Genomic DNA, 25,189 nt, shown 5'->3' with positions numbered 1-25,189 from the left:
CCACGAGTCACTGAACAGAGCCGAGCGATAAGGGGCCGTTCTGCAGCGAGCAACGTGGCCCATTGCCTAGACGAGACGAAACAGCACGGCCAGGAAGGCAAGCGTCCCGACTACGATCAGGACGAGCGCGACCACAACCGCCGAGGATTGCATGCCCTCGTTTGTAGTGCCTGCCAAAGGCAAGAAACTGTCACTCCATAGATAGCGAACACCTAGCCGGTACTGCCAAACCGAGACAACAAGCGCCAGAACGCCAGAGAAGATAAGCGCCAGCCCGATGTACCATGGCGCATCCGAGAAAAGGGCGGGCTTGACGCCGGAGAACTGCTGCAACCTGTCGAAGAACTGGACGATGGTGAAGCCAAAGCCGATCGACGAGATCGCGGTCCGGATGCAAGACATCAGCGTGCGCTCAAGGCTCGCTCGCGTGCGTAGCCAGGCGAAATGGCTGTCCGCCGTGACTTTTACTGCGAATCTGCTCGGTGCAGGATGGCTGCTTCTGAGCATTGCGATGGTTTCCTGGTTAGGTCCCGTTGTTGCAGACGATAGAGAGACCACCCCGCATTGCATTGATTTGCATCAATGCGGCCGCATCGGCATCTGCCACCATCTGAACGAGCGTGGTCTTTTGCAGTTGCGCTGCTGGAGATTCCGATCGGGCGGCGCGATGTCGCCATCACCGTTCACGAAGGAGGAAATAATGAGGATTACTCTCCGCAACTGCGCACTGTTGGCGTTGGCTTTGGCGACCTTTGTCCAAGTTGATCCGGTTTCATTCGTGACCGGGCGATCGGTGTCATCTGAGGCACTGGCGGTGGTACGCCGGCCGGCTGCACGTAGAGGTGCTGCAGGTGTCGTGCGACGCACCACACGGCGAACAATCCGCAGAACGAATGTTTACGTCAGAACACTTCCCGCCGGTTGTGCCAAAGTCACTGTCAACGGAACCGCTGTCTGGCACTGCGGCGCAACTTATTACCAGAGGACCGGCAGTCAGTACGTCGTGGTCCACGTGAACTGAGGCCAACGCCATCAATGCATGGCGACCATGGCGATCGTGGACACCCGGCTATATCAGAGCGGCCGAGCACAGCATTTAGCACTTAGGAGGGTCAGCCGGGTGAGGCAGTTTCCCGGCTTTCTCTTCGGCTAGAAGTTTCCGCAGAATCTCTCGGTTTTCCGGGTCTGCTTCCGTCTCAAGCTTCTTTTCGAAAGACTTGATGTTCGAAAGGTGCACGAACTCATTATATCGGTTTGGCATAGCTCGCTCCTTTCAAGGAGGGCTAAATTGCGGCAGGCTGACGGCCGCCCAGCCGCCAACCCCGTCGCCGGCTCCTCCGGAAACCGGAGGTTAGCGCCATTGAAAGACTAGCAGGTCTCAGAACACTCTGCCCATTTATCTTTCGCCGCCTCCAGGCGCCGCCGGCATCGCCGCGCTGCGCGCGATCGGTGATCGGCGGGAAGATATTGAACTGCAGGAGCTGATTTGGACTTGCGCGGCGGGGCGGCGGCGCCCGATCCGCTTCGATCGTCTACAAGGATCGACGTTCGCTCATCGTCCGCAGACGTTAGGAACGGAGTTAGGAACCAAAGAAGGCAAAGCTGAAAAGCGACGCGTAACGATCGCTTCGCTGATCGAGACATGCAAGCTCAACGGCGTCGAGCCTCACACCTACATCGCTGACGTGATCGCCCGGATCGTCGCCGGCCATCCACAAAGCCAGATCGACGATCTGCTGCCTTGGGCCCACAGACCTGTGCCGCTCAAGGCAGTGGCCTGAGAACAGCGGTTACGATCAAACCCCAACTTTACGAAGCCGAGCGGCTATAATCCTCCTTCAATCTTCGATCGCTTGATAAGCGGACGTCCAGAAATCCAGCACAACCGGCGGCAAACCCAGTGCTCCGGGCCGGCATTGCGCCATGAGCACTCGGCGCTCGAACAGGCGATGGTGCAGGACGGAGTTAAGGTGCGGATTGAGGAGTTCGTGCCGCGGGTGAGGCGCTAGAGTAAGAGGCTGAAGACGCCCAGGCCGGCTACCAGGAGCGAAGCAGCCATGCCGAGCATATCCCGCTGCCGATAGCGCCAAACGGAGCTGGCGAGCATCAGGACAGTGACCCCGACAATGTAGAGGGTGACCATCGCGGACTCTCTATTTTTTGGGCTGCGGCCGCAGCATCCCGCGCAAGCTTCACCCCCGCAAGGGCGCGCGTGACGATTTAACCAAGGTGGTTCAGGAATTGCGGAATAAGATGCGGCATGATCCTGCTATAACGTCGCATGGCCGTCCGAATAGTGGCTGTGCTGGCGCTTCTTTCCGCCTTCGCCTACGGATTCACAAAACTCGTGGAACGTTATGGCGGTGTTGGCGATAGGCAGTATCGGTGTGAGCAATTGTCTAATTGCCCCGACAAGAATGCGCCGCCTCCTGCACCTAGGCCTAAGCCTTCCTAAGCCTCACCCCAGCGCCGCCGCCATCTCGGGGATGAACTCGACACTGGACGCCTTCTGCGGGTTAGGTAAAATTGCGCGCTTCATAGAGGCTACAGCGAGCAGAAGCTTAGCCCCCAGCAATGGCTCAGCCGCCGCCGTCTTGCCCGCCGCGGCTGGCTCCTGCTTGGCTAAAGACAACTGTTCCGTCCGGCTTGCGAACTTCCACAGCCACGACGCCGTTATCATGCTGTCGAGCAGCGAACGACGCCTGAGCATGATCCCTGGCATCTTTCTCGGCATCGAAGGGCGTCTTTTCAACTACGCCCTGCTTGCCGTACCAAATCACTGTGTAGACCATCGTTACAACGTTCCCAGTCCCTCGAGAGCGAAACAATGCGCCCTGTTGCTGGGTCGGTCTATAGCGGGCCGCTGTGAGTTGGTCTGTTTAGCTCTGTCTATTTGGCTTTCCGCTTCGCTGGCGCCTTTTTGATCGGAGCAGCCTTGCGGCCAAGACCGCTAGCCTTCGCCAGCGCAGACCGTGCAGCAGCGTAGTTTGGAGCGACCATTGGGTAATCGTGGGCTAAGCCCCACTTGGCACGGTACTCGTCTGGCGTCATTCCTAATAAGCCGAGATGGCGCTTCATCGACTTGAATTTGCGACCGTCTTCAAGGCTCACAATGTGATCCGGGAATACCGACTTCTTCGGGTTGACCGCAGGTTTTTGCGGCTCGACGGCAGGCGTGATCGGCGTGCCAAGACCGGACAAAGAAGAATGAATCGATGCTATCACATCCGGCAGGCCAGATACCGGCACCGGGTTCTTGCTTACGTAGGCGGAGACTATTTCTGCAGTTAGATCGATGAGGTCGGCGGCAGGGTGGTCGGATTCATCTGTCATGTTTTGGTCCTCGAAAATCGCCAGAAACCGCTGTCTAGTGATAAGCGGGCGATCGCGCAACCGGGGCCACGCGGTCCCAGCAAGCACTAAAGCCGGTGCCTGCTTGGGCGGGGGAAGCTTTTGGCAGGCGCCGCCCAAGCGTTCCAGGTCCGATGCTCGCCAGAAATAGCTTACGTCATGTTCCGGCTCAACAGGTTCCGTTGATGACGTCTTCTGCGGTTGTCTAAAAGAAAGTCACCGGGGCTTCCCGCCAGATGTTCGGCCGTCTTCTTAGCGTCTGATACTGCTATTGTAGATTCTGGTTCCCACGGTAGCCGTCACAGCAACAAGCCGTTGAATATCACGTTCCGCTTATAGGCAAAAAAGCCCGCTGTCCGTCGGGGAGAGCACCGGGCAAGTCTCTGGAGTGGTGCTGCCATCAGCTACGACGCCGCAAAAACCGCACAATGCGTCTCGCGGTGGCGGATCGACATGTTTAGCCTCTGGCGATGCTTCCTCGTCCGGACGACGGACAGGTGTTTTCTTCGCGTCCGTTTTCAGTGGCGGATCTTTGGTCACTTATAGAACCAGCTATCCCGATTAGGGGCACTAGCGTTGAGGGTTAGGCCCAATAGGAGACCTAATGCGGCGCCGAGAACGAAGACGGTCGACACCGTACCCGGATTGTCTTGGACGGCACCGGAAACAGATAGAGCCCCGGTCCGGAGCGCCTGGGCTGTACGTCCTGCGCGATCCGTTGCGCTGTCATACCAGCCGGCTGCTTCCTCGACGACCTCTTCTGCGCGCTCGGACAGCGTTCGATTGATCTTGTTGATCTCGCGCTTCAGCTGCGCGACCTGCTTCTCCAAGGCTTCCTGAGCTTCGCGCTGCGACGGTCTCGGTGTCGCAGCTTCATTTTTGTCATCGGCCATCGTCAGCCTCCTTGATTGTGAAGCTCAACGGCTAACGGCTGCGTAAGGTTCCTATCAGAGAAAAAGCCCGCCACCGTGAGGCAGCGGGCCAAAACCGCAGGATGCGCTATTTCAGTAGCGGTAGTAGTGCCCGTGGTGGCGGTGATGCCTGTGGTGGTAGTAGTGCCGGTGGTAGTACCGATAGTAATGCCGGTGGTGGTATCGGTAGTACGGGCGATACGAGTCGGCATAATACGGGTCGTCGTAGTAATAAGGGCGATACAAGGGGCGCCCGAAGGCACCAAAACCACCGTAATAGCCGCCGAAGGGCGAGAAGAGAAATTGCGCCTGCGTCGGTGTAGTGACAGCGGCAGTTGTGGCAAACGCGAGCACGGATGCGAATATGAGCTTCCTCACGGTTACCTCCATCGTTTCGATGGTGAACAACGCGGACGCTGGCCGACTCGTTCCTGCCATTGTGCGCACGCAAAAAGCCCGCTGCCTTCAGCGTGCTGAATTTACCGTTTGTTGAGCATATTAGCGCACCATCATACGCGGACATGCTAAGTAGTTCGTACATGACCAAAGGCCTCGGCGCCTCACCCAGCGCCGGGGCCTCTCTCGTTTCGCCTATGGCTGGTAGCGCCTAGCGGCCCTTACCCTTGCCGACCAGATGGATCACCGGCTTTGACGGGGTGGCCTCTGTGAGAAGCTTCAGAGCTACCTCTCGGGTAAGACTTCATCAGCGGGCGTAGAAGTCAGCCTCGGCCACACGTTCGCGGTCGATTGGCTCTTCGCGGCTGTGCTTTGCTTTCTTGCCCACGAACAGAACCATAGCACAGTTAGTGACGTGGCTCCGATGCGGCCCACCACTTGCGGTCGATCATGCACTACGCAATACTACCTCTTGGGGAAATATAGCGTGGGTGGTTTGCATGCCAATCTATGTTGTTGCGGAAATGCACTATGATCGCGTGGTCAGGTCAAAGGCTGTCGAAGCGACTAGTCCTGCTGTGGCGGCAGCGGAAATGAATGCACACAAGACCTTCTTTAAAAGATGGGCGAAGGACTGGATCCGCGTGACGGACGAGATTGACGGGCAAGAATTCGCCTACACTATCGCCCGACGAAAGAACTCGACTTAATGGCAAGCCTAAAGCTAGCCCGGCCAGCGCCCGTGCAGTCTGGCCGCTGTTCTACACCGCCGAAGCGCCTCGCGCGGCCCTGGCGCCCGCCTGAGCCGGCCCGCGCCCCTTTAATTGTGGTTATCCAACAAGAGAGCAAGCTTTCTGGTTACGGCGCTTTGTAAGATCAGTTCCTCCAAACCGCTGTCGCCGACGCGCGAATTGTTGACGCGACGCCTGATTACACGGAGTGCTTCATATATCGAAACTGCGGTGGTCTTCGCGTGATCATCCAGATAACGGCCGACTTCAATCACGGCATCCGCATCGATGTCGAATGGTAATTCTCGCATGGCACCCTCCCGCGCGGCACCCGAACCTTGCGAGCGTACGACTGCCAGCCGAAACACAGCATCATAAATAAGAAGGAAGCCACGCCTTTTGTTTCCGCTGTTTTCAAAGAGCCCCGCCAGCGCGCGTTCCCTGTCGGCCCGAAGCCCCCTCACGGAAATCGTCGGGCACGCCCTTGCGAGGGCGAAGTTTGCGCGCGATGTTGCCGCCCAGGCCGGCCACCAGGAGCGAAGCAGCCATGCCGAGCATATCCCGCTGCCGATAGCGCCAAACGGCGCTGCCGAGCATCAGGACAGTGACGGCGACAATGTAGAGGGTGACCATCGGGGACTCTCTATTTTTGGGCTGCGGCGTCTTTAGCCTCTTACTCTATAGTGCAAGCAACTGGATTCCAACCCTGCTACCACGTTAAATGGACAAAAAGCGTCGCTCGACTTGCGACGTCATATGCTTCCACTGGTGCGATGCTGGTAATGTGAAAAATACGCGGCAGAGCTTGAACAACAATTTGGGTGTTCTGTTGGCGATCGCAGCTACCGCATCTAGTTTGCAAGGCTTTCGTCGGTGTGAACGACTAATTTAACACTGAAGCGGGCATTGCATCGCCCGCTGTTCGGCGACTATCGCTACGTTCGCGGTCCCATCTACTCTTCACGCCGTTCAGAATCGAACGCCTGCCGACCCTTCGCAGCCCATAATCGTTGTGCTTGTTCGCCTTCATGGCTCTGCAGCTTCGCAGCGATCCAGAGGAGCGCGCCGTAGATGGTAGCGCGATCGTCATTGGTGAGCTCGACGATGCCTGCCTTGACGACGAGACCGCCAAGTTCGATGAGCTGCCGTGTGCGCTTGCGACGGTCAACCTGCCACGTGCTCATGTCATTGCGAGCCCGCGCCGCTTGCCGGCGATTGCGAGCTGCCCGGTTGCGCTGGAGCGCCGCGTGGGTTGCGCTGAGATGCCGGAGCAGCTCGCCGGGACCGGCTCTCGAAAAACGTCACCCCACGCTTGGCCCATACTTCACGCTTTGCGGTGTCTTTCGTTTCAGCGATTGCGACCAGGGCACCAGCCAGTTCGTCGGTGCTGAGTTGATCGGCGCCGGTGGTGATCACTAACTCGCCAAGCTGCTGCACCTTTCGCGTCTTGAGTTCCCGCGCCTTGTCTTCCAGCGCCTTCAGTTCCGCGTCGAAGTCGCGTGGTTTGCGCATGGTTGCCTCCTTCGGTTGTCGATGCGGCGATGATAGGGAAGCGCCTGCCGGAAGGCTTCAGGGTTGCCGAGACAGCCCGGGACGGGCTGGTCCATCCCGAGAATTTTTCGAGGGAGGGCGCGCTTATACGTCGTGCCGACGTGCGCTTTGACATGCAAATGATCTGGTCGCGATGGCGATCTATCATCTTCACGTCAAGGTCATTGGCCGCAAGGCGGGCTCGAGTGCTGTTGCCTCGGCGGCCTACCGCTCGGCCTCGCGGCTGCGCGATGAGCGGATCGATCGCACGCATGACTTCTCGGCCAAGCGCGGGGTTGTCCATTCCGAGGTGATGCTGCCGGAGAATGCACCGCAAGCCTGGAGCGACCGCGAACGGCTGTGGAATGATGTCGAAGCCTTCGAGGTGAGGAAGGATGCGCAGCTTGCGCGCGAGGTGGAGTTTGCCCTGCCGCGCGAACTGAGCCAGGTGCAAGGCATCGAACTGGCGCGCAACTTCGTACAGGCGGAGTTCGTCAGCCGAGGGATGGTCGCCGATCTCAATGTGCATTGGGATAGGGCAGAGGATGGCAGTCCAAAACCGCATGCCCATGTCATGCTCACCATGCGGTCGGTCGATGAGAACGGTTTCGGGGCGAAGGTGCGCGACTGGAATGCTACCCAGATGGTCGAGCGTTGGCGCGAACGGTGGGCCGAGCTTGCCAATGAGCGGCTTGCCGAGCTCGACATCGACGCCCGCATCGATCATCGCAGCCTGGAAGCGCAGGGCATTGCCTTGGAGCCGCAAACCCAGATTGGTGCTCCGGCTCAACGCATTGAGGGCAACGGCCTTGACGCTGCCGGTATTGAAGCAGATCGAGCCGAACTCCATCGCGAGATCGCCCGCAACAATGGTGCGCGTATCATTGCCGATCCATCCGTGGCGCTCGATGCCATCACGCATCAGCAATCGACCTTCACCCGAAAAGACATTGCAAAGTTCTCGCATCGCCACAGCGACGGAATGGAGCAGTTCAAGAAGGTGATGGGCGCGATCGGCAACGCACCCGACCTGGTCGAACTCGGCAAGGATGGACGTGGTGAGGATCGCTTCACCACCCTGCAGATGATCGATACCGAACAGCGCCTGCATCGCGCGGCGGAATTGATGGCTGGACAGGAGCGTCATCCGGTCAGTGAGAGACATCACGAGGCTGCTTTGGCGCGCGCCGCGCAACGCGGGCTTGTTTTGTCGGGCGAGCAGTCCGATGCGTTGGGTCACATTACCGATGGCCGCGGTCTTGGTGTCGTTGTCGGGTTTGCCGGAACGGGGAAGAGCGCCGTGCTCGGCGTTGCGCGCCGGGCATGGGCGGCAGCGGGCTATGAGGTTAAAGGCGCCGCACTCTCCGGCATTGCGGCCGAGACTCTTGAAAGCGGATCAGGAATTGCTTCGCGCACGATTGCCAGCTTGGAACATGGCTGGGGACAGGGCAGGGATCTGCTCACCGCGGGCGATGTCCTGGTGATCGACGAAGCAGGCATGGTCGGCACGCGCCAATTGGAGCGCGTGCTCTCCCATGCGGCGGACGTTGGCGCAAAGGTCGTACTTGTCGGTGATCCGCAGCAGTTGCAGGCGATCGAGGCTGGCGCCGCGTTCCGTTCCATCCACGAGCGTCATGGCGGCGTCGAAATCGGCCACGTGCGCCGCCAGCGCGAGGACTGGCAGCGTGAGGCAACGCGCGATCTGGCAACCGGCAGGATCGGCGCTGCGATCAGCTCATATGAAGCGCAAGGCATGGTGCACCAGGCCGCGACGCGGGACGATGCGCGCAGCGACCTGGTCGAGCGCTGGGATCGTGAAAGGCAGGCAGAGCCTGCGGCGAGCCGGATCATTCTCACCCACACAAACGACGAGGTGCGCGCACTCAACCAGGCAGCGCGCGAGCGCATGCGCGCCGCCGGAGATCTCGGCGACGAAGTTCAGGTGGTTGTGGAACGCGGTGCACGGAACTTCGCCAGCGGCGACCGTGTCATGTTCCTGCGCAACGAGCGTGGGCTCGGCGTCAAGAACGGCACGCTTGGCATCGTGGAGAACGTCAGCGGACAGAGCATGACCGTGCGCACTGACGATCACCGGTCGGTGCGCTTCGACCTGAAAGACTATGCCCACATCGAACACGGCTATGCGGCGACCATCCACAAGGCTCAGGGCATGACGGTTGACCGCACCCACGTTCTAGCGACGCAGGGCCTGGACGCCCATGGGAGCTATGTCGCCCTATCGCGTCATCGAGACGGGATGGACCTGCATTACGCCAGCGACGACTTCGCGACACGAGACCGGCTCGTCCGCACGCTGTCGCGCGACCGTGCCAAGGACATGGCGTCGGATTACAAGCAGTCCGATCCGGCGCAGAGCTATGCCGAACGGCGCGGGATCACCTTCCGCGAGCGCGTGGTTGAGATCGTGCGCCGGATCGTTCCGGAGAAGCTGCGTGACAGGATCGGCGGGCTGCTGGACGGATTGCGCTCGCCCGCAGACGCCGAGGCCGGCCAGGACCGTGGGCGCAGTCCAGGAAGGGAGAATGTTGGGGCGCAGATCGGAGATGTTGGCGCCACGCCTGGAAGAGAAGCTCTTGCTGGGGGAGCGCAGCGCGACACGACTGTGCCGGGGAACCCAGAACCGGAAATGCGCCGAGCCCGCACCCAGGCGCTCGTGCGTCACGCGCGTGCGATCGACACGATCCTGCGTAGCGGAAACGCGGATGGCCGAGGCAGTCCCGAGCAGATGCGCGAATTGAGAAATGCCCGCGACGCTTTCGAGAAGGTTCGGCCGCATGGCTGGCGCGATGCCGAAGCGGCTTACGTGAAGAACCCCGAGCTTGTCCGTGAGGCTGGCGCTGGCCGCGTCAATCGTATCGTGCTGGCTCTCCAGCTGGAGACGGAAATCCGCACCGGACTGGACAACGATCTGGGCGGCCGGGCCGACCGGTTTGTGGAACGCTGGCAGAAGCTCCACCGGACAAGCCAGCTGCAATACCAGGCCGGCGACATGTCAGGCTACAAGTCAACGCGCTCGGCCATGTCCGACATGGCCAAGGGCCTCGAGCGCGATCCGCAACTGGAATCGCTGCTCGCCAATCACAAAAAGGCGCTTGGCATCCAGGTCGAATCCGGCCGGCGCCTGGGTGTGGAACTCGGGTTCAACCACGGCATTGGCAGGGGGCGTGGCATAGGTATCTAAACCTAATTATATACGTGACGTACCAAGGGAAATTTTCCTATGTTTCGCGGCGTGACACATCCGCAACAAGATATTGAAATCGCTGCCAGGGGCCACCCAAACCATTTTCCGATTGGGAGGTTCGTTCTAAGTTTTCGTATCGAACGCAAAGGGGCTTGCCATGAAATCGATTCTGCTCGCGGTCGCCGCTCTTGTTGCAGCAACCGGCAGCGCATTCGCGGCTGACGTTTTAACCCAGGAACCTGTGGCCGCTACGTACAACTGGACTGGGCTCTATGTCGGCGCTCAGGCTGGCTATGAGTGGGCGAGGACGAGCTACAGCTTCAACGGTCCTGTCCCAAGCGGGTCCTTTACCCCGAGCGGTTTCGTGGGTGGTCTGTATGTTGGGTACAATCACCAATTCGACTCGCCGCTCGTCGTCGGTGTGGAAGGCGATATCGAATACGCCAATGTCAAAGCCAGCTTCAACAATCCATTTGGCAATTTGAGCGCCGGTAGCGCCGATTTGCGGTGGCAGGGCTCCGCGCGCGTTAGGGTCGGTTACGCCGTCGATCGCTTCTTGCCCTATGTTACCGGTGGCGTGGCCTTTGGCAATTTCCGCTTCGAGGGCGGTCCGGACCCGGCAACTTTGCAGTCTTGGACGAAGACCAAAACTGGTTGGACCATCGGTGCCGGATTGGAGTACGCGTTCGCCGACAAATGGAGCGCGCGTGTTGAGTATCGCTACACGGACTTCGGGACCGCCAATGGAAGTCTCGCGCCGTCCTTCCCGGGTGTGATCGAAACCATGAAGATCCGGGACCACGCAGTTCGTGTTGGCGTGAGCTACAAATTCTGATCGGACCGTCATCAACGATGATCAAGCCCCGGCATCGTCCGGGGCTTTTCGTTAGTGGCGAGAGACACCATGACGGCTTGGGCCGCCACGCGGGTTAGGAAAGAACTCGTTTACCAAGTCTCGTTGCGTTAGGATGACCTAATATACAAACCTGGAGTATCATTCCCACGGGACGGAGAGGCGTCGTTAGGAGAGACGCCATGCAACGTTTTATTCTTTCTACGTCAGCGATTTTGACGCTCGCGGTTCTCTGCATCTCGGGCCAGGCTCATGCTGCGGGGGATGGTGTAGCGTGTAAGAATGGTAGTGTTCACGTCTCAGTTGGCGGAACGGGCGCCAAATGCTCGCCCAATGTAGGATCCACGCAGGTCACCTGCACAAATAGCGAAGGCGAATCGATAACAGGAAAGTGCGGCTCCGATGGTCACGGGCTGTGTCCGTCCACCTCCGGAACCGAAGATTGCAGCGCCACATCAAATCCTCCGGGCGGCGGCGTTGTGATTAAGCGTCCTCCGGTCGGCACAAGGCACAAATAGAACTGCTGTGAGAGGCTTAGTAGGAAAGGTCATTGTAGGCATTGCGGCGCTGATGTTCCTACTCGCTGCGGTGTCGACCATCTATTCCTTGATTTTCGGCTGTCCGCATGGCGGCAAGTACCACTGTGAGCAGCGCATTAATCGATACGTATGCGGCTGCCCGGAATCGTAGCGTCGGCGCCGGGAGGTAACCGCTACCCGCGCCTGAAGCGCTGACGGACTGAGGGAATGGCGACGGTCCGAAAGCCGAAGCCGCCGGCCATCGTCAATAAGAAAACGCCCACCGGTCCGCCCACAGCAGGCGTTAGTTCGGGAGGAGTCAAGGACGGGCATCCCCTAGTCGCTCACCGATCTTAACGGGGTCCGCGATACCGTTTTACGATGGGAATGGCACCCGGCTGGATGTCTCATGCCGTCGCATGCTGTCTAAACCAATAGCATCCTGCATGATGGGCATTTTGGCGGGTAAGTTCTGAAATTCGCCCTACGTTATTGATTTCGTTGATGAACTGGCGGAGGGAGTGGGATTCGAACCCACGGTGAACTTGCGCCCACGCCGGTTTTCAAGACCGGTGCCTTAAACCGCTCGGCCATCCCTCCGTTGTGATTATTCAATCACTTAGGACTTTCGCTATCGGCCGTTTTTGAGCGGTTGGCACCGGATTGGCACCGAAGGCGTTCCCGACCGGTTCGCTGTTCATTCCTGTAATGCGGCATTGAGGGCCGCGTCAACCACTGCGGCGGCGCCTTCCTGCTGACCTTGCAGCAAGTGCGCATAAATGTTCAGCGTCACTGCCGTGCTACCGGCTTGCCGCGGAAGAGCGTGCGCTGGCCATTCTGGTGCGCAACGGAGGCAACTGAGCGGTCCGGACGATGCGGCCGCGTAAACATGCGGCGACCGATGCTTCTGTCCCATAGTGGATCAATTGCCGATGGCCCAACAATTGCACTGTCAGCAATGCCGGCTGTTGGGGCCGTGGGGCGGGCCTCGCCGCTTCGCAAATGGAGCGGCGAGGTTTCTGCGTTCAAGCAGATTTTGCAGGGCAACCAGACACTGCCGCTGACCACAGGAAGGCGCCAGGACGCGCGGGACGCTTCGTCGGCCTCGCCATCGCGCGTTTCGGCCGACCTTGTCCTACGCTGCCGACGGGCGGCCTAACGCCTCACTTAAGGATGAAGTACAGCGGGACGAGTATCGAGAATGCCGCGACAGCGGTCAGAAATAGGTCTGTGGTCATGAGCCCCCGCTCGGAATTTCATGACCACCTCACATTCAATTAAGCTAAAATGCAAGGCATTGGCGCGCGGACCGTGGACCAAGCTCAATATTCAGGCGCTGATCGAGTGGCTCGGGCATAACCACGAGTTCGCTGAATCAGGATGGCCGGGCGGTTCGGCTAACCTTTTCTCAGGTGACGTTCGAAAATCGTGAGCTTCTCTTCGTAGCCAATCCGCACCTTTGTCTCGCAGCCATCGCATTTGAAGCTGCCGATCGTCTTCAGCCAGGAGCCGTTTCTCACCGTCGGATAGGAACAGACAGGACAATGAAACTCGACCGGTACATCGCGCAACTCGTCGGACAAGGGCATAGCACTTCTTCTCTTCCACTCGCAAACCGGTGCTCAAAAACGAACGGAGGAGCCGATGGTTTCATAGGATGGGACTTTTGTGCAAAAGCTGGTTCGCCACAGGGAAAGCTGCCTGGCGACCGCCGATGCCACCGGGAAAGAAGTGGCGTTCATCCGCTGGTTTGGGGGTGGGTCAAGATAGGGTGGAGATCCTCTCTCCCCGTAACAGCTGTCACTATCTGCATCTCAAGAAAAGCCGTCGCCAGCGTCACCAACAAAAATATGCGGACGAGATGCCCCCGCGAGATCGCGTACCACTTTTGCAAGAATATGCACACGACAGTAGCAACGCCCATTGCTACTGTCGGGAATAGTGAGATTACAGTATCTCGCGACATAAGCCCCCACTCCCAATCAGGGTACTCATAACGCGAACGGCCCGCCTTGTAGAAGGGCGGGGCGATACAAGCCCCCTAGCCATTCCCCTACCGCTGGATAGCGCCAAGGTGTGAACGGTACCAAATGGCCAATATCACGCTTGGCTAAAGTAATGGAACGTCCAACGGACATTCGCGGAACTAAAGCGGTAACGTCAGACCTTCGCTGGCAGGGCGCAAGACCTTAGTCTTGCCTGTTTTATGGTTAAGATCGGAAGCTGTTCGGCAGAGATAAGGCCGCGTCATTTCGCTTAAGATTCGGGTCACGCCATTGAGCCCTAGCCGGCCCCTCTGACCTTCAGGGAAGCAGGCGCCCGAGGTTCCACCGCAATGGCCGCGCGGTTTTAGCCAATGCTTTCACAAGCAATGCGGCCCGGCACCTATAGATTGGGATGTGAATAGGACGCCGGGCCTAGCCGACGGGCTGTTTTGTGAGCAACAGCGCGCCGGCTGGCGAATATATGCACTAATGCTAATATGATTGCAGCCTGTGAATGAAGGAAAAAGCAAAAAGTCCTGGCGATGAACGACGAGCCGGCCACAACCTATATCGTCAGCGTCTTTGAACAGCCGCACTGGCGGACCGTGCCGACCACCAAGGACAAGCAGAAGGCGCTCGATACGGCCAAGGAGATCGGCGACAAGGTGCGGGTCGAGGAGATCACGCCGAAGCCGAAGCGCTAGGACTTGACTATGCAGCGATGCGAATATCGCTCCCGTAACGCCGTCGCCAAGGTCGCGCAGCCTCCGCTATCTGTCCCGTCACCTCGGTCCAGTATGCACATTCGCGCCACAATCTTGCCGGGTTCCGAACATAGTCGATTAATACCGTGATAAACAATTCCTGTGCACAAAGGATCGGGGTTCAGGGCGTCGTTGATATCGTCGAGTGAGTGCTTTGGCTCCTCTGCTGTTCAAACGACGGCGTCTTGATTGAGACTGTAGGGGATTTCGGGAAAAATGCAGGCTACGACGCGCCCGCGTCTTCGTCGCGCTTCAACGCTTACGCTGCTTGCTGCGTCGGCTGCCTTGCTGGCGGCTTGCGCGTCGCAGCCTGAGCCAAAGGCGATGGTGAATCCCAAGCATCGTTCCAAGGAATATTTCGCCGAGACCGAATATGGCGTGAAGGCGAGCCCGCGCGTCAACTTCATGCGGCGCGGCGGCGGTCGCGACCAACTCGGCAAACCCTACCAGGTTCGTGGCAAGTGGTACTATCCCAAGGAAGATCGGCACTACGCGAAGGTCGGCCTGGCCTCCTGGTACGGCGACGCCTTCCATGGCCGGCTGACCGCCAATGGCGAAGTGTATGACACGGCGCAACTGACGGCCGCGCATCCGACCATGCCGCTGCCGAGTTACGCCCGCGTCACCAACCTCGAAACCGGCAGTTCGGTCATCGTGCGCGTCAACGACCGGGGCCCGTATCATGAGGGCCGCATCATCGACGTCTCGGAGCGCGCGGCGCAGATGCTCGACTACGACAAGGTCGGCACCGCGAAGGTCAAGGTCGAATATGTCGGCCGCGCGCCGCTCGACGGCAATGACGATCAGTATTTGATGGCATCCTACCATCCGGGCAACCGGATTCCGGATCCGTCGGATGGCCTGCCGACCGGCGTCATGGTGGCCATGAACGGGCCGTCACCAAGCGTCCCGGTGGGCGCCACCGCCGTGCCGTTCCCCGGTCAGTTGACGAATTCCGGCCAGGCGTTCGCCGCGCAACCGTCCCTGTCGGCGCAGGCGCCGGCTTTCGGCGACCTGGTGCTGCCCGATTTCGGACCGATCGTGCCGGAACGTCCGGAGATCGGGCTGCCGCCGCAGTCGCCGTTCGCGGTGGCCTCGCTGTCCTATGCGGATGAACGCGTGCAGCGCGCCGACGTCTTTGCCGCGCTGGACGATAGCGGCATGTCGCCGGCCGACATCCTGCAGTCGTGGAAGAAGTCCAATCCGCAAGCGTCACCGTCCAATGCCGACTATGTCGCCGCCGGGACGTTCGACAACGCCGCCGAAGCCAAACGAGTGGCCACGGCACTTCAGCCCTTCGGCAGAACGGAAATCCAGCGTTCCGATCTCGACGGCAATGACTGGTATGCGGTTAATCTCTATCCGAATGGCCATGGCGGCCTGGACGAACTGCTGCAGGCGGCATGGTCGCACGGCGCTCCGGACGCGCTGGCTGTGCGCAACTGATCTATTTTGCCCGCGCGGTTGATCCGGCGGAAAAAACCCTGATAGCTTGGCTGTGCCAAAACCGGCAAACGGGTCGAGATTTCATGCAGTTGCGCGCCTTTCCGCCATTTGCCGGCTTCCTGGGACTGGCCTTGCTGCTGCTTTGCCTCACCCCAGCCAACGCGCAGCTTTTCGAGACCAAGGCCACACAGGCCTTCATGATCGATGCCGACACCGGCACGGTGCTGTTCGCGAAAGATGCCGACAAGCCGATCCCGCCAGCCTCGATGGCCAAGCTAATGACCATGGAAGTGGTTTTCAACGCCATCAAATCAGGACGCCTCAAGCTCGACGACACGTTCGTGGTCAGCGAAAACGCCTGGCGCAAGGGCGGTGCGCCGTCGGGGACATCGACGATGTTCGCCAAGCTCAAATCGGCGATCCGGCTCGAGGACCTGATCCAGGGCGTGACAGTGCAGGCAGCCAATGACGGCTGCATCGTCATCGCCGAAGGCATGGCCGGATCCGAGGACAATTTTGCCGCGCAAATGACAGAACGGGCCCGCCAGATCGGCCTGAAAACATCGACCTTCGTCAATTCGACCGGCCTGCCGGCCGACGGCCAGCAGACGACGGTGCGCGAACTGGCGCTATTGGCCCTGCATCTATGGCGCGATTACCCGGATTTCTATCGCTACTACGGCCTGAAGGATTTCACCTGGAACAAGATCTCGCAGAAAAACCGCAACCCGCTGCTGGCGATGGACATCGGCGCCGATGGCCTGGCTGTCGGTGCAAGCGAGACGTCCGGCTTCGGCATTGTTGCTTCGGTCAGCCATAACGGCACGCGGGTGATCATGGCGATGAACGGGCTGGCCAACGACAAGGAACGCGCCGAGGAGGCGCGGAAGCTGCTCGACTGGGGCGCGCGCTCCTTCGAGAAGACCGAAATCTTCGCCAAGGACGAGGTGGTCGGTGTGGCCCAGGTTTTTGGCGGCGCCAAATCCGGCGTGACGCTGAAGGCAAAAGGGCCGATCGACATCTTCCTGCCGATCACCAACCGCGACAAGCTGACGGCGAGGATCGTCTATACCGGCCCGGTCGCGGCACCCGTGGAGGAGGGCCAGCCGGTGGGCGCGCTGCGCGTCTGGATCGGCGACACGCTGAGCCAGGAGACGCCGCTTTTCGCCGCTGAATCGATCGGTGTCGGCACCTTGCCGCAGCGCGCGCTCGATGCCGTCAAGGAACTGGCGATCGGCTGGCTGCGATAGCATCGACGGCATGGACGTTTTCCCGAACGCGGACTATCTAGAGCGCAACAATCCACCTGGACAAAGGCCCTTTCGATTGGCGCGCGGATTTTTCATCACCTTCGAAGGCGGCGAGGGCGCAGGCAAGTCGACGCAGATCGAGCGGCTGGCGAGGAAGATGCGCGCCAAGAAGTATGATGTCCAGCTCACGCGCGAACCGGGCGGCTCACCAGGCGCCGAAGCGGTCCGGCATGTGCTGCTTTCGGGCGCCGCCGAGCCATTTGGACCGAAGATGGAGGCGCTGCTCTTCGCCGCCGCGCGTTCCGACCATGTCGAGCAGGTCATCCGGCCGGCGGTCGAGCGCGGCTCGATCGTGTTGTGCGACCGCTTCCTGGATTCCTCGCGCGTCTACCAGGGCGTCACCGGCGGGATCGACCCGGCCTTCATGACGGCGCTGGAACAGGTCGCCATCAACGGCATGATGCCCGACATGACGCTGATCTTCGATATCGATCCTGCCGAGGGTCTCAGGCGCGCGACGCTGCGGCGCGGCAGCGATGCCGGCGCCGACCGTTTCGAAAAGGAAACGCTGGCCATCCATCAGGCCCGGCGCGATGCCTTTCTGGCGATCGCAGCAGCCGAGCCGGAACGCTGCATCGTCGTCGACGCGTCCGCCGATCCCGATACAGTGGAGCACGTCGTCACCGCCGCGGTGTTCGCGGCGCTGGAGGCGAGGGCGCCCGCGCGCAACAGGCAGGCCGCACCGGTATGATCTTCGAACGCATCGCGCCGGAACAGCACGACACGCTGGACGGCGTACCCGAACCGTCCGAAACGCCTCGACTGGTCGGGCACGGGCAGGCGGCCGGCATGCTCGCCGCCGCCTATCGCCAGGGAAAGCTTCCGCATGCGCTGATCTTTGCCGGACCGGTCGGCATCGGCAAGGCAACGCTGGCCTTTCATCTGGCGCATCACCTCTTGAAGCACCCGGCCTTCGCGCAGGCGCCGGAAAGCCTGGCCGTTCCCGATCCGGCCTCGCCGCTGTTTCGCCAGATCGCGACCGGGGCGCATCCGGGCGTGCTGCATCTGACCCGTCCGCTGAACGACAAGACCAAGAGCTTCAAGACCGTCGTCACCGTCGACGAGATCCGCAGGGTCAGCCGCTTCCTGTCGATGACCTCGCATGACGGCAGCTACCGGGTCGTCATCGTCGATCCAGCCGACGACATGAATGCCAATGCCGCCAATGCCTTGCTGAAGAACCTCGAGGAGCCGCCGGCGCGAACGCTGTTCATTCTCATCGTCCACGCGCCGGGCAGCCTGCTGCCGACAATCCGCTCGCGCTGCCAGGTCATACGCCTGACGCCGCTCGACGCCGACGATCTGCTGGCGGTGCTGCAGACGGCCGAACCGCCGCCACCGGACGATCCGACCGCGCGGGCGGCACTGGTCGAGCGGGCAGGGGGCAGCGCCCGCAACGCGATCCTTTTGACGCAATATGGCGGGCTGGAGATCGCCGAGACGCTCGATGCACTGGTGGCGAAGGGAAAGAGCGACATCGGCGGCGCCTATCGGCTCGCCGAAGCCGTCGCCGGCAAAGACCAGGCGATCCAGTTCGACATCTTCAACCGCCGCGCGCTCGACCTGTTGTCGGATGCGGCAAGCCGGGCGGCGCTGTCGGGCGATCTCGCGCGGGCCAATATCCTGTCTGACACTTGGCATGAGGCGCTGGACGCTATATCTGAGACGGACACCTACAATCTCGACAAGAAGCAGCACGCCTTGACCATGATCGACCGCCTGAATTCTGCGATGCGAATGTGACGGCCTTTTCTTGATGCATGCCGTTGCCCCAAAACCGGGGCCACTTTTGGGCGGCATGCATTGGGCGCGGGATGGCAATCACCATTCCGATGCGATATCCACCGCCACGGCTTCCATTCAGACATTCATGATGGTTCATTCATGTCACGCGACACATTCTACATCACGACCGCGATTTCCTATCCGAACGGCAAGCCGCATATCGGCCATGCCTACGAACTGATTGCCACCGACGCGCTTGCGCGCTTCCAGCGGCTCGACGGCAAGGACGTTTTCTTCCTCACCGGCACGGACGAGCACGGCATCAAGATGCTGCAGACGGCAAAACGCGAAGGCATTTCGGCGCGCGAACTGGCCGACCGCAACTCCGCCGATTTCAAGCGCATGGCGACCGCGCTCAACGCCTCCAATGACGATTTCATCCGCACCACGGAAGAGCGCCACTATGCGTCCTCGCAGGCGATCTGGAGGGCGATGGACGCCAATGGCGACATCTACAAGGGCGGCTATGCCGGCTGGTACTCGGTGCGCGACGAAGCCTATTACGGCGAGGAAGAGACCGAGGTCCGCCCGGACAATGTCCGCTACGGGCCGCAGGGAACGCCGGTCGAATGGGTCGAGGAAGAAAGCTATTTCTTCCGGCTGTCGGCCTATCAGGACAAGCTCATTGCGCTCTACGAAAACCAGCCCGACTTCATCGGCCCGGCCGAGCGCCGCAACGAAGTGATGAGCTTCGTCAAATCCGGGCTCAGGGATTTGTCGATCTCGCGCACCACCTTCGACTGGGGCGTGCCGGTGCCTGGCGACGAGAAGCACGTCATGTATGTTTGGGTCGACGCCCTGACCAATTACATCACCGGCGTCGGTTATCCCGATGAAAATGATGAGAAATGGCGTTTCTGGCCGGCCGATGCGCACATCATCGGCAAGGACATTGTGCGCTTCCATGCAGTCTACTGGCCGGCCTTCCTGATGTCGGCAGGCATCCCGCTACCGAAGCGCGTCTTCGGTCACGGCTTCCTGTTCAACCGCGGCGAGAAGATGTCGAAATCGGTCGGCAACGTCATCGACCCGTTCACCATGGTCGACCATTACGGTGTCGACCAGGTGCGCTATTTCTTCCTGCGCGAGGTGCCGTTCGGCCAGGACGGCAGCTACAGCCATGAAGCGATCGTCAACCGCACCAATGCCGACCTCGCCAATGGTCTCGGCAATCTGACACAACGCTCGCTGAAGATGATCGCCGCGAATTGTGGCGGCGCGGTGCCGCAGCGTGGCGAGCTGACCGAAGCCGACGGTGCGATCCTCGACCAGGCAGTGGAAGCGCTTGGTACGGCGCGCAACGCAATGGCGGAGCAGGGCATTCATCTGGCATTGGCGGCGATCTTCGGCGTGGCCGCCGAAGCCGATCGCTATTTCACGTCTCAGGAGCCTTGGGCGCTGAAGAAGACCGACCCGGTGCGAATGGAAACGGTGCTGTGGACGACCGCCGAAATCGTCCGTCGCGTCGCACTTCTGAGCCAGCCTTACATTCCGGGGTCGGCCGCCAAGCTGCTCGACCTGCTGGCGGTGCCGGCGGACAAGCGGAACTTCGAGCATGTCCATGCCGACCATGCGCTGGTTTCCGGCACGGCATTGCCGGTGCCGGAAGGCGTGTTTCCGCGTTATGTCGAACAGCCGGGTGCGAACGCCTGATGCTCGTCGACAGCCACTGCCATTTGGACTTTCCGGATTTCGCCGAGGAGCGGGCGGCCATTGTCGCCCGCGCCAAAGCGGCCGGCATCGGCCGCATGGTGACGATCTCGACCCGTGTGAAGCGCCTTCAGCAAATACTTGAAATCGCTGAGACTTTCGACGAGGTTTTTTGCTCGGTCGGCACCCATCCGCACAATGCCGCCGAGGAGCTCGACGTCACCGCTGCGGAGCTTGTCCGTTTGTCGGCTCATCCGAAGGTGGTGGCGATCGGCGAGGCGGGGCTGGATTATTTCTACGACAAGGCGCCGCGCGACGCGCAGGCGCAGGGTTTTCGCAATCACATTGCCGCCGCTCGCGAGACCGGCCTGCCTCTGGTCATCCATTCGCGCGACGCCGATAACGACATGGCAACCGTTCTCGAGGACGAAACAGGGAAGGGCGCCTTCCCCTTCATCCTGCATTGTTTCTCCTCCGGACGCCGGCTGGCCGAGGTGGGCGTCGCGCTCGGCGGCTATGTCTCGTTCTCGGGCATCCTGACCTTCAAGAACTCGGCCGAACTGCGCGCCGTCGCCGCCGACGTGCCGCATGACCGGCTGCTCGTCGAAACCGACGCACCCTATCTGGCGCCGATCCCGTTTCGCGGCAAGCGCAATGAGCCGGCCTATGTCGCGCACACAGCCAAGGTGTTGGCCGAAACGATTGGCGTCAGCGAGGCTGAAGTCGCGGATCTGACGACGAACAATTTCTTCCGGCTGTTCGGCAAGATGCCACGGCCTGCCGAACAGAGCGCCTGAAACGATGACCAACCGGCTGCGCCTCACCATTCTCGGCTGCGGCTCGTCGCCAGGTACGCCGCGCATCACCGGCGACTGGGGCAATTGCGACCCGGCCAATCCACGGAACCGGCGCATGCGCACGGCAGCGCTGGTCGAGCGGATTGCAGCCGATGGCGGCCGCACCACCGTGGTTATCGACACCGGGCCGGATTTCCGAGAGCAGATGCTGCTCGCTTCGGTCAAACGCATCGATGCGGTCGTCTACACGCACCCGCATGCCGACCATATCCATGGCATCGACGATCTGCGCGGCTATGTGCAGGAGCAGCGCCGCCTGATCGACATCCATGCCGACCAGCCGACGATGCTGCGCCTGCGGCAGGCGTTCGGCTATTGCTTCGAGACGCCACCGGGCAGTTCCTATCCGCCGATCGTGCGGGCCCATATCATCGACCACGCGAAGCCTGTCGTGATCGAAGGCGAGGGGGGCGCCCTCACCCTCGAGCCGCTGCCGCAATTCCATGGCGACATCATCTCGCTCGGCTTCCGCATCGGCGGTCTGGCCTATTGCCCTGATATCAGCGGCTTTCCCCACGCCACCGCCGCGCGGCTGCGCGGCCTGGAAATGCTGGTCATCGACGCGCTGCAGTACAACACCCATCCCAGCCATCTGTCGCTCGGCCAGGCGCTGGAATGGATCGGGAGGCTGGCGCCCAGGAATGCCGTGCTGACCCACATGCATGTGCCGCTCGACTATGCCACAGTGATGGCCGAGACGCCTGATCATGTGGTGCCGGCCTATGACGGCATGGTGATCGAAATTCCTTATGAATCAGCGTGATATGAACGACCTCTCATGAGGGCGTTCGGCTCTTTGGACTGAATATCAGCAGCGTTCCAATCCGCTCATAGCCCATGCGGGGATAAAGCAGCGCTCCGGCGTGCGTCGCCATCAGCACCGAGCAGCGCAATCCATGGGCCCGATCGTCGTGCAGCATTTTGGCCATCAGCGCCTGACCGATGCCGCGGCGCCGATGAGAAGGCTCGACAAACATGGCCTCGCACCAGCTAGCGCCGGCGGCATCCACGCTGCGCACGCGCCCGACAATAGCGTCGCCGTCCACCGCCACATACTGCCGGAACGGCGCGTCGTTGCCGAGCAGATCGTCGCCAATGGGCCGTCTGCGGATGATCTTTGCCAATTGTGCGGCACGTTCGACGGTCTGCACGCGTTCGATCGAACCGACAGCCGGCGGGCTCGGTATCCGGCGCAGTGGCTGGACGAAAAAGCCTTCCGTCCTCAGCAGTCTGTAGCCGAGAGCTTTGTAGGCCGTTCGCACCGGCTGATCCGGTTCGCCATTCGCGACAACCACCGAAATGGCAAAACCCGGCCGCGCATGCTGCCGCACGACCGCATCAGCTTGCTCGGCAGCGACGTCATGGACGACCCATTCCTCGCTGCGGTAGTCACGAGGATTCTTGCGCTCGGCATCGCGCATCAGCCACAATGGTCCGACGCGGCTGGCCGCATAAGGAAAGGTGCGGCTTCTGCCCGTGCTGTAGCCATGCACGAACACTTCAATCGCCGCTTCGATCTCGGGCTTTGCTGTCGTCATTCACGCAGCGTAGCGTTGGCCGTCAGCTCAAGGCAATACGCATCGATCGTGCCAAGCCTATGAAAATCAGCAGCAATTTCCAGCTGCTGGTCAACGCTCCAGTTCCATAATCTATCTTATGCGACTTTTAGATGTAGCGGCTATTTAGTAATGCGACAGTTGCCCCAGTTAGAGATGCGACACTTCCCGCTTCCGAGGCTGGTCAACATGAAGCTGGAAAGGAAGGCTGGCGACTTCACGGAGCCTGGCGTGAGACCGGGCTTGTTGCGGGAGCCGTCATGCCTTTGGTCACCTTGTCGCAAAAAGAGCTGCATCGTCTTGAAGCCATCCAGAAGATCCGTGACCGGCGGCTGAGCGTCGTCAAGGCGGCGGAGCTTCTTCATCTCAGCCGCAGTCAGGTTCACCGGCTGTTGCAGGCCTATGACCAGGACGGCGCCGGCGGGCTGGCGTCGAAGAAGCGCGGCCGGCCGAGCAATCGACGCCATGATGAGGACTTCCGCAACACCGCATTGGATCTGGTGCGCGATCGCTACCGGGACTTCGGCCCGACGCTTGCCCGCGAGAAGCTGCTTGAGTGGCACCAGATCGCCGTCAGCATCGAGACGCTACGCAAATGGATGACGGAAGCCGGCATCTGGACATCGCGTCGGGAGCGCAAGAAGCAGCTTCACCAGCCACGGGGCCGGCGCGACTGCCTCGGAGAACTCGTCCAGATCGACGGCTCGCACCATTGGTGGTTCGAGAACCGCGGCCCCAAATGCGCCCTGCTCGTTTACATCGACGACGCCACGGGCAAGCTGCTGCATCTGCGCTTTGCCGGTTCGGAGAATACGTTCGACTATCTGATCGCCACCAAGGCCTATTTGCAGGAATGGGGCAAGCCGATCTCCTTCTACAGCGACAAGCATGGTGTGTTTCGCACGACGCATGGTTCGGAGAAGGATCGAACGACTGGCCTGACGCAGTTCGGTCGCGCGCTTTACGAACTGAACATCGACATCATCTGCGCCAATACCCCGCAGGCCAAGGGGCGCGTCGAGCGCGCCAATCAGACGCTGCAGGACCGGCTTGTGAAGGAGCTGCGTCTGCGCGGCATCAGCACGATCGAGGCGGCTAATGCCTATGCGGCCGAGTTCGCCGCCGATTTCAATGTCCGTTTCGGCAAGGAACCACGCAATCCGAAGGATATGCACCGCCTCCTCGCCGAGCATGAGAACCTCGACGGCGCGATGTGTCGAAAGGAATTTCGCACGCTGTCCCAGGCTTTGACACTGCGCTACGACAAGGTGCTGTTCATTCTCGATCCAAGCGCCTTCGCGAAGCGCTTGGCCGGCAAGAAGGTCGTCGTCTGCGACTATCCCGACGGCCGCCTCGAGATCATGGGAGGCAGCACGTCCCTGCCCTACAGAACCTTCGATAAGCTACGTTCGGTTCACAGATCAGAGGTGGTCGAGAACAAGCGCCTGGACGAAGCGCTGGCGATGGTCGCCGAGATGCAGGCCGGCCGGGATTTGCAGCGCAGCCAGCACGGACCACAGCGAACCGGGCAGACGAACCACATGTTCGGCATCCCGGATGGCAGCCAGAGCAACGGCTATGTGAAGCGTAGGCGCAAGCCTGGCCGAAGGACGGATTTCATGAACGATCCCGCTGTCATCGCACGGCGAGAACAGGCGCTGGCGAAGCTGGAAGCTGCGGAATGACATGTCGCGACAAGATCATCAGCGACACTGCGCCTACCTCGTAGGCTGGTTGGACCCTGCCCTTCGTATCCATGTCGTGACGGGCTCTCAAAGCTAAAGCCGCGGAGCCCGTATGGATCGCTCCCGATTGGGCTGCGCAACCCTGACCAGCTGACGCCCGATCGGGCGCTTGGGTCGTGCCAGGTAGGAGCATCACTGTCGCATTTCCAACTTGCTGGCGATGTTGCGTCTCTAAATCGCTTTGACATTAGATATAGCAATGCGGCTGTCCTTTGATGCAGCAGCTGCGGTCCTTAGAAATAGTCGAGAAGCCCACTGAAGGCGGCTGCGATTGCAACAGCGTGCAGGATGCCAAGCGACAGCCATCTGATGCCGCCTGGAGCAGCGAAGGCTCCATAAGCGGGGAATTGCACCCCAGCCAGCCCCACGGACAAGCCGGTGATAGTGTTGTTGGTCAATAGCGTCGCCAACATGGGTATCGGATAGAGAAGGCGCGCCAGCACATAGTCCCCATGCCCAGCTCCGGCCGAGAAGAGCGCCAGCAGCAGCGCGATGGGCGTGAAGCACAGGCCGATAAGCAGCCCTGCCCGCGACTCGAATTTTGTCAGCTTCGTTTCCTCCGGAACCGATATCATTTCAGATCCGCCAGCTCATCG

General features: G+C 60.6%; 24 protein-coding genes, 1 tRNA gene and 1 pseudogene. 13 read left to right on the top strand and 13 right to left on the bottom strand.

Translation table 11 applies throughout. The annotated features are described in order from the left end of the window. Positions 1-66: 66 nt before the first annotated feature. Positions 67-507 carry a YidH family protein gene (locus AC04SF_RS18300; RefSeq protein ID WP_488478970.1) on the bottom strand — a complete coding sequence of 147 codons (441 nt, stop codon included), beginning with the start codon at positions 505-507 and terminating at the stop codon, positions 67-69. Between the two features lie 1,115 nt (positions 508-1,622). Here AC04SF_RS18300 and AC04SF_RS18295 point away from each other — a divergent pair. Further along, positions 1,623-1,781 (top strand): annotated as a pseudogene (locus tag AC04SF_RS18295) (transposase domain-containing protein); the annotation flags it as partial. Between the two features lie 798 nt (positions 1,782-2,579). On the opposite strand, the gene AC04SF_RS18290 reads toward AC04SF_RS18295, so the two are convergent. The 4 genes from AC04SF_RS18290 to AC04SF_RS18275 form a co-directional block, all read right to left on the bottom strand. After that, entirely contained in the window at positions 2,580-2,792 is a 213-nt protein-coding gene (locus tag AC04SF_RS18290; RefSeq protein WP_488478969.1) for a hypothetical protein, read from the bottom strand. Positions 2,793-2,889: 97 nt separating this feature from the next. After that, complete coding sequence (locus AC04SF_RS18285; RefSeq protein WP_488478968.1) at positions 2,890-3,333, bottom strand: Ros/MucR family transcriptional regulator; 444 nt, start codon at positions 3,331-3,333, stop codon at positions 2,890-2,892. Between the two features lie 554 nt (positions 3,334-3,887). Then, positions 3,888-4,244, bottom strand: coding sequence for a hypothetical protein (locus AC04SF_RS18280; RefSeq protein ID WP_488478967.1), 357 nt, complete (start codon positions 4,242-4,244; stop codon positions 3,888-3,890). 111 nt (positions 4,245-4,355) lie between these two features. Beyond that, complete coding sequence (locus tag AC04SF_RS18275) at positions 4,356-4,640, bottom strand: hypothetical protein (RefSeq protein WP_488478966.1); 285 nt, start codon at positions 4,638-4,640, stop codon at positions 4,356-4,358. A gap of 518 nt (positions 4,641-5,158) precedes the next feature. Here AC04SF_RS18275 and AC04SF_RS18270 point away from each other — a divergent pair. Continuing rightward, a complete protein-coding gene (locus tag AC04SF_RS18270) occupies positions 5,159-5,368 on the top strand; it encodes a hypothetical protein (RefSeq protein WP_488478965.1) in 210 nt (69 codons plus the stop codon). 110 nt (positions 5,369-5,478) lie between these two features. Here AC04SF_RS18270 and AC04SF_RS18265 read toward each other — a convergent pair whose 3' ends face one another. From AC04SF_RS18265 to AC04SF_RS18250, 4 genes are all read right to left on the bottom strand, one after another. Further along, entirely contained in the window at positions 5,479-5,700 is a 222-nt protein-coding gene (locus tag AC04SF_RS18265; protein WP_488478964.1) for a hypothetical protein, read from the bottom strand. Positions 5,701-5,803: 103 nt separating this feature from the next. Beyond that, entirely contained in the window at positions 5,804-6,022 is a 219-nt protein-coding gene (locus AC04SF_RS18260) for a hypothetical protein (RefSeq protein WP_488478963.1), read from the bottom strand. Positions 6,023-6,342: 320 nt separating this feature from the next. Further along, positions 6,343-6,573, bottom strand: a complete 231-nt coding sequence (locus AC04SF_RS18255; RefSeq protein ID WP_488478962.1) for a conjugal transfer protein TraD — start codon at positions 6,571-6,573, stop codon at positions 6,343-6,345. A gap of 1 nt (position 6,574) precedes the next feature. Next, positions 6,575-6,901 carry a conjugal transfer protein TraD gene (locus AC04SF_RS18250; RefSeq protein ID WP_488478961.1) on the bottom strand — a complete coding sequence of 109 codons (327 nt, stop codon included), beginning with the start codon at positions 6,899-6,901 and terminating at the stop codon, positions 6,575-6,577. A gap of 172 nt (positions 6,902-7,073) precedes the next feature. On the opposite strand from AC04SF_RS18250, the gene traA reads away from it, so the two are divergent. Beyond that, a complete protein-coding gene (traA, locus tag AC04SF_RS18245; RefSeq protein ID WP_488478960.1) occupies positions 7,074-10,121 on the top strand; it encodes a Ti-type conjugative transfer relaxase TraA in 3,048 nt (1,015 codons plus the stop codon). Positions 10,122-10,281: 160 nt separating this feature from the next. Further along, positions 10,282-10,959 (top strand): outer membrane protein, encoded by a 678-nt coding sequence (locus AC04SF_RS18240; RefSeq protein ID WP_488478959.1) that lies wholly within the window; start codon positions 10,282-10,284, stop codon positions 10,957-10,959. 1,046 nt (positions 10,960-12,005) lie between these two features. On the opposite strand, the gene AC04SF_RS18235 is transcribed toward AC04SF_RS18240, so the two are convergent. Both AC04SF_RS18235 and AC04SF_RS18230 read right to left on the bottom strand, forming a co-directional pair. Continuing rightward, positions 12,006-12,095, bottom strand: a tRNA-Ser gene (locus AC04SF_RS18235). Positions 12,096-12,892: 797 nt separating this feature from the next. Further along, on the bottom strand, positions 12,893-13,084 hold the full coding sequence (locus AC04SF_RS18230; RefSeq protein WP_096445889.1) for a hypothetical protein: 192 nt from the start codon (positions 13,082-13,084) through the stop codon (positions 12,893-12,895). Between the two features lie 938 nt (positions 13,085-14,022). On the opposite strand from AC04SF_RS18230, the gene AC04SF_RS18225 reads away from it, so the two are divergent. The 8 genes from AC04SF_RS18225 to AC04SF_RS18190 all read left to right on the top strand — a co-directional run bounded on the left by AC04SF_RS18225 (position 14,023) and on the right by AC04SF_RS18190 (position 22,055). Beyond that, positions 14,023-14,184, top strand: a complete 162-nt coding sequence (locus AC04SF_RS18225; protein WP_488478958.1) for a hypothetical protein — start codon at positions 14,023-14,025, stop codon at positions 14,182-14,184. 276 nt (positions 14,185-14,460) lie between these two features. After that, positions 14,461-15,690 (top strand): septal ring lytic transglycosylase RlpA family protein, encoded by a 1,230-nt coding sequence (locus AC04SF_RS18220; RefSeq protein WP_488478957.1) that lies wholly within the window; start codon positions 14,461-14,463, stop codon positions 15,688-15,690. An 83-nt stretch (positions 15,691-15,773) separates the two neighbouring features. Next, positions 15,774-16,940, top strand: a complete 1,167-nt coding sequence (locus AC04SF_RS18215) for a D-alanyl-D-alanine carboxypeptidase family protein (RefSeq protein WP_202350381.1) — start codon at positions 15,774-15,776, stop codon at positions 16,938-16,940. 76 nt (positions 16,941-17,016) lie between these two features. Beyond that, positions 17,017-17,691 (top strand): dTMP kinase, encoded by a 675-nt coding sequence (tmk, locus tag AC04SF_RS18210; RefSeq protein WP_488478956.1) that lies wholly within the window; start codon positions 17,017-17,019, stop codon positions 17,689-17,691. Next, the gene (locus AC04SF_RS18205; protein ID WP_488478955.1) at positions 17,688-18,743 is read left to right on the top strand and encodes a DNA polymerase III subunit delta'; all 1,056 of its coding nucleotides are present in this window, start codon (positions 17,688-17,690) and stop codon (positions 18,741-18,743) included. The genes tmk and AC04SF_RS18205 overlap by 4 nt, the downstream gene beginning before the upstream one ends. Positions 18,744-18,884: 141 nt before the next feature. Next, complete coding sequence (gene metG / locus AC04SF_RS18200) at positions 18,885-20,438, top strand: methionine--tRNA ligase (protein ID WP_488478954.1); 1,554 nt, start codon at positions 18,885-18,887, stop codon at positions 20,436-20,438. Then, positions 20,438-21,232 (top strand): TatD family hydrolase, encoded by a 795-nt coding sequence (locus AC04SF_RS18195; protein WP_488478953.1) that lies wholly within the window; start codon positions 20,438-20,440, stop codon positions 21,230-21,232. The genes metG and AC04SF_RS18195 overlap by 1 nt, the downstream gene beginning before the upstream one ends. A gap of 4 nt (positions 21,233-21,236) precedes the next feature. Next, complete coding sequence (locus AC04SF_RS18190) at positions 21,237-22,055, top strand: MBL fold metallo-hydrolase (RefSeq protein WP_488478952.1); 819 nt, start codon at positions 21,237-21,239, stop codon at positions 22,053-22,055. Between the two features lie 13 nt (positions 22,056-22,068). Here the strand turns inward: AC04SF_RS18190 and AC04SF_RS18185 are convergent, their stop codons facing one another. Beyond that, positions 22,069-22,713, bottom strand: a complete 645-nt coding sequence (locus AC04SF_RS18185) for a GNAT family N-acetyltransferase (RefSeq protein ID WP_488478951.1) — start codon at positions 22,711-22,713, stop codon at positions 22,069-22,071. Positions 22,714-23,108: 395 nt separating this feature from the next. Here AC04SF_RS18185 and AC04SF_RS18180 point away from each other — a divergent pair, with 395 nt between their 5' ends. After that, a complete protein-coding gene (locus AC04SF_RS18180; protein ID WP_488478950.1) occupies positions 23,109-24,533 on the top strand; it encodes an ISNCY family transposase in 1,425 nt (474 codons plus the stop codon). 293 nt (positions 24,534-24,826) lie between these two features. Here AC04SF_RS18180 and AC04SF_RS18175 read toward each other — a convergent pair whose 3' ends face one another. Further along, positions 24,827-25,168: a hypothetical protein gene (locus AC04SF_RS18175; protein WP_488478949.1), complete on the bottom strand. Its 342-nt coding sequence runs from the start codon at positions 25,166-25,168 to the stop codon at positions 24,827-24,829. Positions 25,169-25,189: the final 21 nt, after the last annotated feature.

Source organism: Mesorhizobium sp. CNPSo 4671 (assembly GCF_057784245.1).
The sequence above is the reverse complement of the archived record's forward strand: the minus strand, read 5'-3'. Positions and strand labels throughout refer to the sequence as shown.

What these genes read in the sequence shown, in the direction of transcription:
- AC04SF_RS18185 (WP_488478951.1), bottom strand. Translation starts at nt 22,713, where the DNA reads ATGCGCGATGCCGAGCGCAAGAATCCTCGTGACTACCGCAGCGAGGAA.
- metG (WP_488478954.1), top strand. Translation starts at nt 18,885, where the DNA reads ATGTCACGCGACACATTCTACATCACGACCGCGATTTCCTATCCGAAC.
- AC04SF_RS18180 (WP_488478950.1), top strand. Translation starts at nt 23,109, where the DNA reads ATGCCTTTGGTCACCTTGTCGCAAAAAGAGCTGCATCGTCTTGAAGCC.
- AC04SF_RS18300 (WP_488478970.1), bottom strand. Translation starts at nt 507, where the DNA reads ATGCTCAGAAGCAGCCATCCTGCACCGAGCAGATTCGCAGTAAAAGTC.
- AC04SF_RS18260 (WP_488478963.1), bottom strand. Translation starts at nt 6,022, where the DNA reads ATGGTCACCCTCTACATTGTCGCCGTCACTGTCCTGATGCTCGGCAGC.
- AC04SF_RS18230 (WP_096445889.1), bottom strand. Translation starts at nt 13,084, where the DNA reads ATGCCCTTGTCCGACGAGTTGCGCGATGTACCGGTCGAGTTTCATTGT.
- AC04SF_RS18265 (WP_488478964.1), bottom strand. Translation starts at nt 5,700, where the DNA reads ATGCGAGAATTACCATTCGACATCGATGCGGATGCCGTGATTGAAGTC.
- AC04SF_RS18255 (WP_488478962.1), bottom strand. Translation starts at nt 6,573, where the DNA reads ATGAGCACGTGGCAGGTTGACCGTCGCAAGCGCACACGGCAGCTCATC.
- AC04SF_RS18205 (WP_488478955.1), top strand. Translation starts at nt 17,688, where the DNA reads ATGATCTTCGAACGCATCGCGCCGGAACAGCACGACACGCTGGACGGC.
- traA (WP_488478960.1), top strand. Translation starts at nt 7,074, where the DNA reads ATGGCGATCTATCATCTTCACGTCAAGGTCATTGGCCGCAAGGCGGGC.
- AC04SF_RS18195 (WP_488478953.1), top strand. Translation starts at nt 20,438, where the DNA reads ATGCTCGTCGACAGCCACTGCCATTTGGACTTTCCGGATTTCGCCGAG.
- AC04SF_RS18175 (WP_488478949.1), bottom strand. Translation starts at nt 25,168, where the DNA reads ATGATATCGGTTCCGGAGGAAACGAAGCTGACAAAATTCGAGTCGCGG.
- AC04SF_RS18280 (WP_488478967.1), bottom strand. Translation starts at nt 4,244, where the DNA reads ATGGCCGATGACAAAAATGAAGCTGCGACACCGAGACCGTCGCAGCGC.
- AC04SF_RS18290 (WP_488478969.1), bottom strand. Translation starts at nt 2,792, where the DNA reads ATGGTCTACACAGTGATTTGGTACGGCAAGCAGGGCGTAGTTGAAAAG.
- AC04SF_RS18250 (WP_488478961.1), bottom strand. Translation starts at nt 6,901, where the DNA reads ATGCGCAAACCACGCGACTTCGACGCGGAACTGAAGGCGCTGGAAGAC.
- AC04SF_RS18225 (WP_488478958.1), top strand. Translation starts at nt 14,023, where the DNA reads ATGAACGACGAGCCGGCCACAACCTATATCGTCAGCGTCTTTGAACAG.
- AC04SF_RS18270 (WP_488478965.1), top strand. Translation starts at nt 5,159, where the DNA reads ATGCCAATCTATGTTGTTGCGGAAATGCACTATGATCGCGTGGTCAGG.
- AC04SF_RS18215 (WP_202350381.1), top strand. Translation starts at nt 15,774, where the DNA reads ATGCAGTTGCGCGCCTTTCCGCCATTTGCCGGCTTCCTGGGACTGGCC.
- AC04SF_RS18285 (WP_488478968.1), bottom strand. Translation starts at nt 3,333, where the DNA reads ATGACAGATGAATCCGACCACCCTGCCGCCGACCTCATCGATCTAACT.
- AC04SF_RS18220 (WP_488478957.1), top strand. Translation starts at nt 14,461, where the DNA reads ATGCAGGCTACGACGCGCCCGCGTCTTCGTCGCGCTTCAACGCTTACG.
- AC04SF_RS18240 (WP_488478959.1), top strand. Translation starts at nt 10,282, where the DNA reads ATGAAATCGATTCTGCTCGCGGTCGCCGCTCTTGTTGCAGCAACCGGC.
- AC04SF_RS18190 (WP_488478952.1), top strand. Translation starts at nt 21,237, where the DNA reads ATGACCAACCGGCTGCGCCTCACCATTCTCGGCTGCGGCTCGTCGCCA.